This window comes from Bacteroidota bacterium, assembly GCA_016706865.1.
Classification (GTDB): domain Bacteria; phylum Bacteroidota; class Bacteroidia; order Chitinophagales; family BACL12; genus UBA7236.
On the sequence record JADJIS010000001.1, the window covers coordinates 165,883 to 179,078 of the forward strand.

Genomic DNA, 13,196 nt, shown 5'->3' on the forward strand with positions numbered 1-13,196 from the left:
ATAAAAAATCTGATCATACTATTCTGGTGTTTTAGTTTAATAAATGCATGTGGAATTATGCATCCAAACAGAATATTGGATACCGATAAAAAATTTCAATCTCAAACTTTTTTAGATACCATTCCACAAGATTTTAAATTAAAGCACGGTGATGTTATCGAACTTTATGTTTATCCCAAAAAAGGGTATATACTTATTGAATCACAGATCACAACAAATTTAAATACACTAAATCCGCAGGTAATCCGCAACTCAATGCCGTATACTATTGATCAAAACGGCTTAACTAATCTTCCTATAATTGGACAGGTGGAACTTTCTGATTTGACTGAGCAAGAAGCAGAAATTAAATTAACTAAACTTTATAGTGAATTTTATATAGATCCATTTGTTAATGTTTTGATCACAAATAAATTTATAACAGTCTACCGAGGGGGATCAGATGCCAAACAATTAAATATCACACGTCCTGATATTACCATTTTAGATGCCATTGCACAAGCTGGCGGCATTCCTGAAAATGCCAGATCATCCAGAATTAAAATATTGCGTATGGTAAATGGTGTAACCTTAACGGAAGAAATTGATCTATCAGGAATAGATGATATAAAAAAAGCGGAATCTTATATAAAACCAAACGATATAATTTATATTGAACCAGGTATTAATGCACACTTTTTCAGAGAAGTATCTCCTATCATAACAACCGTTTCCAGTATCGTTGTTATATATGCGTTTTTTGCAAATCTGAATAAATAAAGAAATTTAATGGCAAACACCGAATTCCCAAAATCAATTTCGAATACTCCAGTTGAAGATCATTCCTTCGATTGGAAGTTATTTTTAACTGTTGCATGGATCACCAGATGGTGGATAGTGGTATATTTTCTTACAGTCTTATTGTTTGCTTACTTATATATCAGATATGCAACACCTGTTTATGAATCACAAGCTGATGTGCAATTTAAAGATCGGTCAAAGGATAACTCCATTGATCTTGGAATTTTAGTTTCATCTCCTAATGCCGATCGCCTCAATGAGGAAATGACAGTGCTTGAATCAAAAGGTTATAAACTTCAGGCCCTTAAAACTTTGCCAATCAATATTTCATATTTTCTAAGTGAAAGAGTAAAATCGGGCGAGATCTATAAAGCCTCACCTTTTAATGTGACGGCGGAAATAATTGACTCCGCCATAATTGGAACTAAAATAGATTTTCAAATTAAAAATGAAAAGAGTTATAGCATTACATACGATTACGATGGAGAATATCTGAAATTTGATTATGAGTTTGACAAAAATTACAATACTCCCGCATTCAATATTAAATCGCATTTAAACAAAGCAGATAAGTCTGACTACTCTAAACACTTTTATTTTGTGATCAATGATATTAATGCAATGTCAGAACAAATTGAAAAACAGATTGACATAGAAGTGGATAATTTATATGGCGGGAAAATTATTATTAATTACCGGGATAAAAACAGCAACAAAACCAAGGATGTTGTAAATACCATAGCGGAAGAAATAGTTAATTTAAGTTTAGACAGAAAAGCAAACGGCGCAAAACTGATCATTTCCTTTATACAAGATCAAATTGATTCACTGGAAAAGGAATTGTATGACCAGGAAACAATTTTAAAGGATTTTAAAAAAGAAAACCTGATCATAAGTCCTGAATTATCTGAATCAAACGTTGTAGATAAACTTAGTGCTATTGACCAATCGAAATTTGAAGTGATGTTGGAAGAAAAAAGTCTGCAGTGGCTGAAAGACTTCACAAATAACAAAAACAACGACATTGCTGCTCTTGCCAACTATTTTGGAGATTTTAAATTCAACGACTTTTCCCCTTATTTAAATTCATTATTAGCGCTGGAAAAGGAAAAAGAAGATCTCGGTTTGAGTGTACCGGCAAGTGATCCACGTTTAACCTCAATTAATAAACAAATAGCACAGGTTAAACAAAATTTTAGTGAAGCAATTTCTAATGCGGAAGAAAAACTGAATGTACGCAAACAATATCTTGCTGAAGAACAACGTAAATATGAAAACGAATTTTTACAATTACCGGAAATTCAATCTGAATATGCACGTTTAACACGATTGAACGATCTGAAGGAAAAGTATTATTTATTATTATTGGAAAAACAATCAGAATATGAAATTACACTTGCCGGGATGAGCAGTGATTATATTATATTGGATGCCGGAAAAAAAGGCGGACTAGTGGCTCCCGTAAAACCTCAAATCTGGGGTATATGTTTATTACTGGGAATAGGATTAAGTTTTGCCCATGTTTATGTTAAATTTGTTTCTCATCACACTATTATTGGCGTGCCGGATGTGGAAAAGGCAACTAATGTTCCATTGCTCGGGGTATTACCTCAATTTCTTAAAACGAAATCTGAACTGGCACAGATCGTTGTAAATAAAAATCCTAAATCACATATTGCGGAAGCATTTAGAACTATCAGGAGTAATATTCAATACTTTCTTACAAACAATAAAACTGATGGCCATTTAATATCCATTACCTCAACAGTTAGTGGCGAAGGAAAAACATTTATGGCACTAAATATAACTACAGTAATTGGTGCAATCGGAAAAAAAGTAATACTTGTAGATTTTGATCTTCGCAAACCAAAAATTCACCGGGCTCTTGGATTAAAAAATGATAAGGGTGCAAGTACAATTTTGATACGTCAATATAAACCGGAGGAGTGCATTCAATTTTCTACAGAATGCGGATGCGATGTGTTAACTGCTGGTCCTGTTCCACCAAATCCTGCTGAATTATTAATTGGTAAGGAAACGGATATATTACTGGAATATCTCAAAGCTAATTATGATTATGTAATTATTGATGGACCTCCTGTAGGAATTGTATCCGACTCTCTGCCGCTTATGTCGAAGGTGGATCTTTCTATTTATATATTAAGAGCAAATTATTCAAAAATAAATTTCATTGGTAATATCAACAGATTATATTACCATAACAAGTTGACAAATTTATGTATTGTTGTTAACGATGCAAATGCCAGTGGAACAGAATATGGTTATGGATATGGATACGGTTATGGATATGGTGATTCCGCTTATCACGATTATTATACTGATGAAGATTCTCATCCGTCATTATGGAAAAGATTTTTTAGATCAACCAGAAAAACAAAATTATAATTTCAATTCGGCTTTAAGGAATTTTCCTGTGTAACTTTCTTTAACTTTAACGATCTCTTCGGGGGTGCCTTTTGCAATAATATTCCCTCCGCCATGTCCTCCTTCAGGACCTAGGTCGATAATATGATCAGCTAATTTTACAACATCAAGATTATGTTCAATAATTAATACGGTATTTCCCTTATTCACCAGATCATTAATTACATTCATTAATACCCTGATGTCTTCAAAATGTAATCCGGTAGTTGGCTCATCAAGTATGTAAAAAGTATTTCCTGTATCTTTTCTGGATAATTCTTCTGCAAGTTTTACGCGTTGTGCTTCTCCACCACTTAGGGTTGTTGATGATTGACCCAATTTGATATAACCGAGTCCCACTTCTTGCAAAGTTTTTATTTTCTTGAATATACGCGGATGATTTTCGAAAAATTCCACCGCATGATCAACTGTCATATCCAATACATCGGCTATATTCTTCCCTTTAAAATAGATCTCTAAAGTTTCACGGTTATACCTTTTGCCTCTGCATTTTTCGCATTCCACATAAACATCGGGTAAAAAATTCATTTCAATAACCTTCATTCCACCACCCTCACAAACATCACATCTTCCACCTTTCACATTAAAAGAAAATCTACCAGCCTTATATCCACGAATTTTAGCTTCGGGAATCAAAGCATACAAATTTCTGATCTCTGAAAAAATATCAATATAGGTAACGGGATTTGAGCGAGGGGTTCTTCCAATTGGAGACTGATCTATCTCTATAACTTTATCTATATGTTTTAATCCATCAATTTTATTATATGGCAAAGGTTTTTTAAGTGAATTATAATAATGTTGTTGCATGATGGGAAATAAAGTTGCATTTATCAAACTTGATTTTCCACTACCGCTCACTCCGGTAACACAAATTAATGTTCCCAAAGGAAATTTGACATCTACATTTTTCAGATTATGTCCAACCGCACCTTGCAAACTAATTTCCTTTCCATTTCCCTTTCTCCGCACCTTAAGATATTCAATATTTCTTTCGCCTCGTAAATATTCCGCAGTTAGTGTGTCGGCTTTTGCAAAATCTTCCGGCGTTCCTTCCCCTACTAATTTCCCGCCGTGAATTCCTGCACCGGGTCCGAGATCCAATACATAATCTGCATGCATCATCATATCCTTATCATGCTCCACCACCAAAACAGTGTTTCCACTATCACGCAATTCTTTTAATGCTTCGATCAATTTATTATTATCCCTCTGGTGTAAACCGATGGACGGTTCATCCAATATATAAGTTATTCCAACTAACTGCGACCCAATTTGTGTTGCCAGGCGAATACGTTGCGATTCACCACCACTTAAAGTTCTGGTTGGCCGGTCGAGTGACAAATAATCCAAACCTACATTCTTAATAAACCCAATTCTCGATCGTATCTCTTTTAAAAGATCTTTGGCAATTAATTTTTGTTTTGCCGACATCCCAGATTCCACATTTTCGAACCACAATTGAAGATCTTTAATATCCATTTGCGATAACTCGGAAATATTTTTACCATCCACTTTAAAATAAAGTGCTTCTTTCTTTAATCTGGTACCATTACATTCATCACAAGTGGCTTTCACCATAAAATCTTCAGCCCATCTACGCATATTTTCTGAAATTGAATCAGAGAAACAACGTTTAATTAATTTTGTAAGTCCGCCGAATTCCAATGTATACCATCTGTCGGCATCACCTAAAAATATGGTATCATCATCCGGTAATTCCGCATCACCTTCACTGCCGAATAATATTGCATTTAAACCTTTTTTCGGAATGTCTTTTATTGGTGTTGATAATGAAAATTTATATTTTGTGGCAATGGATTTTATTTGTTTAAACAAAATATTTTCGCGAAATTCTCCAAGAGCAACAATTCCTCCGTTGTTAATTGTTTTTGTTGCATCGGGGATAAGTGTTTCTAAACTCACTTCATATACAACACCTAATCCTTTGCATTTAGTGCACGCACCGTAAGGTGAATTAAACGAAAACGCATTTGGGGAAGGTTCTTCATAACTTATTCCGGAAACGAGACACATTAATTTTTTAGAATAATTAAATATTTCGTTGGTATCGGAATTCATCACCATTATGAAACTCTTTCCCGATTTAAGTGCTTGTGCCACACTTTGTTTTATTCTGATATGATCATCTTCATCCACTTTAAATCTATCGATCACTATTTCAATATCATGAATTTTATATCTGTCAACCTGCATTTTAGGTAAAAGATCTTTTATCTCACCATCTATGCGCACTTTTAAATATCCCTGCTTGCGAATTTGTTCAAATAACTCGCGATAGTGTCCCTTTCTTCCTCTAACCAAAGGAGCAAGCAATACAATTCTTTTCCCCTTAAATTTTTTAATGATACTTTCTACAATTTGTTCTTCGGTGAAACGCACCATTTTATCGCCGGTAACATAACTATAAGCATCAGAAGCACGAGCATATAATAATCGTAAAAAATCGTAAATTTCTGTGATGGTACCTACAGTAGATCTCGGGTTTTTGTTTGTAGTTTTTTGCTCAATGGAAATAACCGGAGAAAGTCCCGTAATATTATCTACATCAGGACGCTCAATTGCACCAAAAAACTGGCGTGCGTAGGCAGAAAAACTTTCCATATATCTGCGCTGCCCTTCTGCATAAATTGTATCAAAAGCCAGAGAACTTTTTCCACTCCCGCTCACTCCGGTAATTACAACCAAACTATTTCGCGGAATAGAAACATTAATATTTTTGAGATTATGCACTCTTGCACCCACCACTTCCAGGTAGGGAATATTTTTTTCACTAATAGCAGGCAAAAAATCTTTTGTTGGTATTGTATCTTTTTTAACGTTTTTCACTCTTCAGGCACCCGAAATTTGGTGCAAAGGTACGGATTTCAAAAGGGAAAAAATAAGAAAGCGCAGATATAGTAATTTCCTTAACTAAACTTTAGCACAAAAGGCCAGCGAAATAATTTCAAGGTATTACTGCGATACATTTCAGCTCAATGGCAATTGCAGTAGGCAGTGATGTGATTCCAACGGTGGTCCTGCATGGCTGGTTTTCTTTGAAATATTCTGCATAGATCCTGTTATAAGTGGCAAAATCTCTTTTTATATCGGTTAGAAAAACGGTTACATCCACAATATCCCCCCAGCTGGCGCCCGAGGCTTCCAGCACTGATTTCACATTCGAAAACACCGAATGACATTGGGCTTCAAAATCAAATTTTAAAAAATTTCCTTGTTTGTCAACTTCTAATCCCGGTATATTATTAGTACCTGCCTCCCGTGGGCCTATACCGGAAAGGAATAATAAATTTCCAACTTTACGTGCATGAGGGTATAAACCAACAGGTTCGGGTGCTTTTGTGGTATTAATAATATTATCGCTCATGCCCCAAATATACTTTCAAAATTCAAAACCGGGGAGGAAAAGATGCTGGATTAAAATTTTTAGATACTGTCTTCCGTTATTAGATGCTGAGAAGTTGTGGATTTTGAATACAATCTGAATCTTTTATAAAACCTAAAACCATTCAAAATGAAAAGTTTTACACTTTTACTTCTTACTTGTTCGGTATTTCTATTTTCTCAATGCGACAACAACACTCCTGATTCACCTGTTACCGGTTCTTCCACTACCCTGGAAAAATTTACCGAAGAACCTCCTGCTGAGCTCATAGCATTAGCTAAAGAAACCAACGACAGTGTTGCAAAAACCACTGCAACCATCAATGGCAAGAAAAAGGACAGAACTGCTCTCGACAAAAAATTGAAACTTTCCATCGATGAGGAAATCGAGCGGCAATTAATGTTAAATCCCGATCTGCCATCCTTGAATACTGCGGACGATGCTTTCAGCAAACTAACTATCGAATTATTTATGGATCTATCGAAAGCAACCGGTGGAGAAACATATTTAATTCAAAATGCAAGTTATGTTGTACAAGCGATAACCGATATCATCAAAAATTATATGAGCAGCGAAACGGATCTTGTTTTTGTGATCGACAAAACAGGAAGCATGCGCGATGATATTGATGAAATAAAAAATAGTGTGAATAAGATCATTAAGGCAATTGATGAATATGATAATACCCGTATTGGATTTACATTTTATGGCGATAAAAATGCTGACGGAAATAAATGGTTCAGTAAATATGAGTTGACAAACGATTACGAAAGTGCTAAAAATGTAGTAAAAAATATTGTTACCGTTGGCGGTGGCGACGATCCGGAAAGCGTGAACGATGGTCTTGCAAAAACAATTCAGGAAATGAATTGGGGTGAAGGTAGAAGACGAGTAATTTTATTATTGGGAGATGCGCCAAGCATTAAACCACCATTTTCTGATTATGTTTTGGAAGATATTATTGCCATGGCAAAAGCAGAAAATGTTACAATGAATTTTTATCCTGTTGTAATTGGAATGAAAGGAAGTTTGGAAGGCATTTTAAAAGCGAAAGAAATTGTAGCTGAGCCCAAACCTATTATTTCTTCACTGGCACCCAATCCTGCTACAAATTATACTTTAGTAAAAACAGGAGAAATTGCAGATTACACAAGTGAAGTTTTCGACATTAATGGCAAATTAGTTTATACCAAAAATTTTCATGGTGATAATATTTCCATTATGACCGACCAATTTCCAAGTGGAGTATATATTGTCAGAATATTAAATAATACAAACAGCACAGTGGATACAAAAAAATTTGTTGTTAAAAGGTAATAGTATTATAGTTCCGATTGAATTAAAATTAACTGTATTCCAATCCTTTTCAACCTAAAACAAATTTTATGAAAACTTATATCCTGGTCTATTTTATATGTGCTGCTTTTATTTTGTCGGGTTGTGTCAGCAATTCATCTCCTGACGAGCCACTTCCTACACTTTCCAATACCTTAGAAAAAAATGTTGGGTCGATCAATATAGAGGAATACATTTCGGAAAAACCTGAATTAAAGGATACTGTTTTAACAGCTGAAATTAAAATTTCACCATTAACTGAAAAAGTATCGGATGCAGTTTTACCTAATGTATCACTAAACAATGAGGCATTAAAAAGTGAAAGGTCTCAGATCTTAGAAAAAAAGATCAATGAAGAAATTGAACGGCAGCTATTATTGAACCCGGAATTACCTTCTCTACTTACAGCTGCCGAAATTTATGAGCAGACCACCATCCAATTATTCACGGGTTTATCGGAAGCCACAGGTGGTGAAACATTTATGATAGACAATGCTGATTATGTTGTTAGAATAATTAAAGAAATAATTAAAAATTATCTGACAGATAAAACTGATTTTGTTTTTATGGTAGATAGAACAACAAGCATGGATGACGATATTGATGCTATTAAAGAAAGTATAAATAAAATTATTAATGCTTTGGAAAATTTTAAGGATGTTAAAGTGGGATTTACCTTTTACGCCGATAAAAATACGGATGGTGGAAGATGGTTTAAAATGCATAAATTGGACAAAGATTTAAATGTTGCCAAACACATTATTAATACGACTTTTACCTATGGTGGTGGATTTGATCTTCCGGAAAGTGTAAATGATGCAATTGTGAAAACAATAGATGAAATGAACTGGACAACAGGAAGACGAAGAATGATATTGCTAATTGGCGATGCACCGAGTTTGGAACCTCCTCTTAGCACATATACTTTGTCGCAGGTAATAGGTAGAGCTGTAAACGCAGAAGTTACCATGAATTTTTATCCTGTTATAATCGGATTGCAACAAGATATAAATGGTATTTTTAAAAAAGAAGATCCTTTTTCTTTGGCAGATAATATTAACATTACTATAGCCCCAAATCCCGCAACAAATTACACCTTAATAAAAACGGACGTGATCGCAGATTATAAATTAGAAGTATTTAATATACATGGTGGATTAATATATTCGAAGGAATTCACAGATAATAACATCTCTATATTAACGGATGCATATAGTACCGGAGTGTATATTACAAGATTAATAAATACTACAACGAAAGAATCTGCCACACAAAAATTTGTAGTTAAACATTAAGCATAACCAGTTAATTTCTAAAAACAAAAAAGGAAGTATAATTAAATTACACTTCCTTTTTGTTTTAATATTTTATTGAAATTATTTCACCCTTAATTTTTGACCTGGTCTTAATATTTTTTTGGATGAAATTCCATTGAGTTTACATAATTTACTTACCGTAGTTTTATTGCGGGAAGCAATTTTACCTAAGGTATCCCCTTTTTTAACAGTATAATATTTTTTTCCTGTTGTTGTGGTTGATGCAGTTGTTGTTGGTTTAAAGTGATCTTTCTTTAAGTAAAATACTTCTGAAGTAAGCACACTATTTTTAAAATCAACTAAATATTTAGGATTTATTGCTGCACCGCGATATCGTATTTCATAATGTAAATGCGGGCCGGTACTTCTTCCAGTGCTACCACCTAATCCAACTTTATCTCCAGCTTCCAGTGTGTCACCTTCCATTACAAGAATTTTTGATAAGTGACCATAATAAGTTTCCAGACCGTTAAAATGTTTAACTACAACCAGATTTCCGTAACCGGAAACATAATCCGATCTTTTAACTATTCCATCGAAGGCGTTAAAAACATCATCACCTGTTTCGAGATCAAGATCAATTCCTGAATGGAACCTGCTATGTCTCCATCCGAAGTCGGAATTTATTTTACTGTCATGTAATGGAAAAGTATAGCAGTTACTTCTGGGACTAACCAGAAAAACCTGAATACTATCTATCATTTTTGCGGGGTCGAATATTTCGCCGGCATTAAGTTCGTTTGTTGCGAACAATTCATCGTATGATTCAAAATCTTCTGCATCCTCCGGTGAAGTATAATCCAAACCACCAATATTTTCGTTTTCGGCACTTTCACCAAGGCGAATATTTTCACCTAAAATTGCCAATTCCTCACTAATAGGAAGTTGAACTATTTCTGGTTCAGGTCTATGATTACGTGTAGTATTATTTTGGGTATAATTGTTATTGAGCCTAGATGGCGCCGCTATTTCTTCCGTGTTATTGAGATAAAAATCTTCAATAAACTGGGGTTCATAGGTAACAATTGTAGTATTTGCATTTTCACTTTTAATTGATGCTGTATACATTCCGCAGGAACTTATCAGCATAGTAACCGCTATTCCGGTAATTAATAATAGTGTGGGGGTTTTTTTGTTGTTTTTTAATAAAGTCACTTTCCTCCGTTTTAAAGTTTGATACAAATATTTTTAGGTTCGGTAAAGAAACGCATGGCTTCTAAACCTCCTTCGCGACCCACTCCGGAGTTCTTCACGCCCCCGAATGGTGTCCTTAGATCCCTCTCTAACCAGCAGTTTATCCAGACAATCCCTGCCTCGATCTGCTCTGCCATGGTATGAGCACGACCCAAATGATTGGTCCAAATTACGGCTGCCAATCCGTATTCACTATTATTTGCCAAATTTATGGCTTCACTTTCGGTATTAAAAGGTTGGATACTCACAACTGGACCAAAAATTTCTTCCTGTATTGTCCTGCATTGTGGACTTAATCCTTCAATCACCGTCGGCTGAATAAACCAGCCATTTTTAAATTCTCCTTCTAAATGAACTGCTTCACCACCACATAAAATGGTTCCGCCTTCTTCTTTAGCTAAGTCGATATACGACAGTATTTTATTGTAATGTGTTTCCGAAACAACCGCTCCTATGGTGGTTTCTTCCAATCTTGGGTCTCCAACTTTCATTTGATTTGCCATTTCAACAAAGTCTTTTTTAAACTTCTCGAAAATGCTTTGCTCAACATAAATTCTGCTTCCGCACAAACAAATTTGCCCCTGATTTGTAAAAGAACTGCGAACTGTGGTTGCAAGCATGTGGTCATAATCGCAATCTGCAAATATAACAACTGGGTTCTTGCCACCCAACTCCAACGACAACTTTTTAAACATTGGCGCAGCAATTGTGGCAATTTCCTTACCTGCTCTGGTGCTTCCGGTGAAGGAAATTCCTTTAATTGCAGGATGTTTAACTATAGCAGCCCCTGTTTTCGGACCTGTTCCGTGTATGATATTCAGCACCCCTGCCGGCAATCCGGCTTCCATGCAAATTTCAGCTAATAAAGTTGCGGTGTTTGGAGTAATTTCTGATGGTTTTCCTATTACACAGTTACCGGCAGCTAATGCTGGAGCAATTTTCCATGTAAAAAGGTAAAGCGGAAGATTCCAGGGAGAGATACAACCAACAACGCCAATTGGGTTGCGTACAGTATAATTTATGAATTTTCCTTTTTGATTGTGGCTTTCGGAGCTGAATTGCAGTGCAGCTGAGGCAAAAAACTCAAAATTATCACGAGCCCTGCTAATGTCCATGCGTTTTGCCAAAGCGAGTGGTTTACCCGAATCCATTGATTCTGCCTCAGCTAAAAGGTCAAATTTTTCGTCGATAAGTTGTGCAATGCGATGAAGAATTCGGCTTCGCAACGTAACCTCCAGGGTCGACCATCCGTAAAAGGCTTTTTGAGCAGCTAAAACTGCCATTTCGACATCTCTTTCGTCGGAATCGGGAATTTTTGAGTAAACAGAACCTGTTGCCGGATTGTAGTTATCCAGATAATTGCCACTTACAGGCGGCTGAAGTTTTCCTCCAATGTAATTTGATAATATGAGCAAACCGTGTCCGTAAAGGTTGATAATTGGTTAATGGCTGCGAAGATAAGGATTGAGGAGGGAATGAGGAAATGTTCGAAGGAGATTTAAGGAAAATTAGGAAATGGCGTGAGTGGTGAATAGGGTGTGGTGAGAATACTCTGAGTGAAACTTTAATTCAGGGTCATGAAATGAGTTATGAGTAATGAGTAATGAGAATGATCCTAGAGAACCTAATACTATTACTCCTGACTAATGACTATTGACTAATGACTATTGACTCCCGGATTCACGCCTCATGCTTGACGATTCACGACAACTATCTTTTTTATTAACCAGAAATTACCTATCATTGAATTCACTTAAAAACAAAATATTCAACTATGGAAAATCAATCAACAATTAAATTATTTGAGCAAAAACAGGTCAGAAGTATTTGGAATGATAAAGAAGAAAAATGGTATTTTTCAATTATTGATGTAATTCAAGTGCTAACAGAAAATGAAAGACCCAGGAAGTACTGGAGTGATCTTAAAACCAAACTTACCAAGGAAGGAAGTGAACTGTCCGAAAAAATCGGACAGTTGAAACTGAAGGCTGAAGATGGCAAAATGAGGTTTACAGACATAGCTGATACAGAACAACTATTCCGTTTAATACAATCAATACCATCCCCAAAAGCAGAGCCATTTAAAATGTGGATCGCAAAAGTTGCACGAGAAAGGATTGACGAAATACAGGATCCTGAGATCGGGTTTGATAGATTAATGGAAACCTATCTAAAAAAAGGTTATTCAAAAGAATGGATTAATCAACGCTTAAAAAGTATTGAAGTAAGAAAAGAACTTACTGATGAATGGGAGAATAACGGAGTAAAAAAAGGACAGGAATTTGCAATTTTAACGGATGAAATTACTAAAGCTTGGAGCGGGTTAACGGTTAAACAATACAAAAAACACAAGGACTTAAAAAAGGAAAGTTTAAGAGACAATATGACCAATTTAGAATTGGTTTTAAATATGCTGGCAGAAGCAACAACAACGGAAATAAGCAAAGAAAAAAAACCAAAAAACTTTAAAGAAAATAAAATAATTGCGAATCAAGGAGGCACTATTGCCGGGAATACCAGAAAACAAATAGAAGAAAAAACCGGAAAGAAAATAGTTAGTAAAAATGCTGCAAGTAAATTATTAGAAAATACATCTGCACAAAAAAAGAAAAAGATAATCAAATAAAATGAATTTAAGTTGCAGGAAAAAATAACGCTCGGGAGCAAATTTTTTTGAATAGCCCCGTAAGAATTGCGCACTTTCTTTCTAGCCCCGACTG

Annotated in this window: 9 protein-coding genes; 5 read left to right on the forward strand and 4 right to left on the reverse strand. The window is 35.2% G+C overall.

Annotated features, from left to right (window positions below; genetic code table 11):
• The first annotated feature begins 57 nt into the window (after positions 1-57).
• Positions 58-759: a polysaccharide biosynthesis/export family protein gene (locus IPI31_00700; protein MBK7566324.1), complete on the forward strand. Its 702-nt coding sequence runs from the start codon at positions 58-60 to the stop codon at positions 757-759.
• A 9-nt stretch (positions 760-768) separates the two neighbouring features.
• Positions 769-3,186 (forward strand): polysaccharide biosynthesis tyrosine autokinase, encoded by a 2,418-nt coding sequence (locus IPI31_00705; protein MBK7566325.1) that lies wholly within the window; start codon positions 769-771, stop codon positions 3,184-3,186.
• Here IPI31_00705 and uvrA read toward each other — a convergent pair.
• On the reverse strand, positions 3,181-6,051 hold the full coding sequence (gene uvrA, locus IPI31_00710) for an excinuclease ABC subunit UvrA (protein ID MBK7566326.1): 2,871 nt from the start codon (positions 6,049-6,051) through the stop codon (positions 3,181-3,183). The genes IPI31_00705 and uvrA overlap by 6 nt on opposite strands.
• Positions 6,052-6,193: 142 nt before the next feature.
• Positions 6,194-6,613, reverse strand: a complete 420-nt coding sequence (locus tag IPI31_00715) for a RidA family protein (protein MBK7566327.1) — start codon at positions 6,611-6,613, stop codon at positions 6,194-6,196.
• A gap of 147 nt (positions 6,614-6,760) precedes the next feature.
• Here IPI31_00715 and IPI31_00720 point away from each other — a divergent pair, with 147 nt between their 5' ends.
• Both IPI31_00720 and IPI31_00725 read left to right on the forward strand, forming a co-directional pair.
• Positions 6,761-7,948: a T9SS type A sorting domain-containing protein gene (locus IPI31_00720; GenBank protein ID MBK7566328.1), complete on the forward strand. Its 1,188-nt coding sequence runs from the start codon at positions 6,761-6,763 to the stop codon at positions 7,946-7,948.
• A gap of 68 nt (positions 7,949-8,016) precedes the next feature.
• Entirely contained in the window at positions 8,017-9,261 is a 1,245-nt protein-coding gene (locus tag IPI31_00725; protein ID MBK7566329.1) for a T9SS type A sorting domain-containing protein, read from the forward strand.
• 81 nt (positions 9,262-9,342) lie between these two features.
• On the opposite strand, the gene IPI31_00730 is transcribed toward IPI31_00725, so the two are convergent.
• Together IPI31_00730 and IPI31_00735 are read right to left on the reverse strand one after the other, a co-directional pair.
• The gene (locus IPI31_00730) at positions 9,343-10,437 is read right to left on the reverse strand and encodes a peptidoglycan DD-metalloendopeptidase family protein (GenBank protein ID MBK7566330.1); all 1,095 of its coding nucleotides are present in this window, start codon (positions 10,435-10,437) and stop codon (positions 9,343-9,345) included.
• A gap of 11 nt (positions 10,438-10,448) precedes the next feature.
• The gene (locus IPI31_00735; GenBank protein ID MBK7566331.1) at positions 10,449-11,891 is read right to left on the reverse strand and encodes an aldehyde dehydrogenase; all 1,443 of its coding nucleotides are present in this window, start codon (positions 11,889-11,891) and stop codon (positions 10,449-10,451) included.
• 359 nt (positions 11,892-12,250) lie between these two features.
• Here IPI31_00735 and IPI31_00740 point away from each other — a divergent pair, with 359 nt between their 5' ends.
• Positions 12,251-13,102, forward strand: a complete 852-nt coding sequence (locus tag IPI31_00740; GenBank protein MBK7566332.1) for a Bro-N domain-containing protein — start codon at positions 12,251-12,253, stop codon at positions 13,100-13,102.
• The last annotated feature ends 94 nt before the right edge of the window (positions 13,103-13,196 follow it).

What these genes read in the sequence shown, in the direction of transcription:
- IPI31_00700 (MBK7566324.1), top strand. Translation starts at nt 58, where the DNA reads ATGCATCCAAACAGAATATTGGATACCGATAAAAAATTTCAATCTCAA.
- IPI31_00705 (MBK7566325.1), top strand. Translation starts at nt 769, where the DNA reads ATGGCAAACACCGAATTCCCAAAATCAATTTCGAATACTCCAGTTGAA.
- IPI31_00715 (MBK7566327.1), bottom strand. Translation starts at nt 6,613, where the DNA reads ATGAGCGATAATATTATTAATACCACAAAAGCACCCGAACCTGTTGGT.
- IPI31_00720 (MBK7566328.1), top strand. Translation starts at nt 6,761, where the DNA reads ATGAAAAGTTTTACACTTTTACTTCTTACTTGTTCGGTATTTCTATTT.
- IPI31_00725 (MBK7566329.1), top strand. Translation starts at nt 8,017, where the DNA reads ATGAAAACTTATATCCTGGTCTATTTTATATGTGCTGCTTTTATTTTG.
- IPI31_00740 (MBK7566332.1), top strand. Translation starts at nt 12,251, where the DNA reads ATGGAAAATCAATCAACAATTAAATTATTTGAGCAAAAACAGGTCAGA.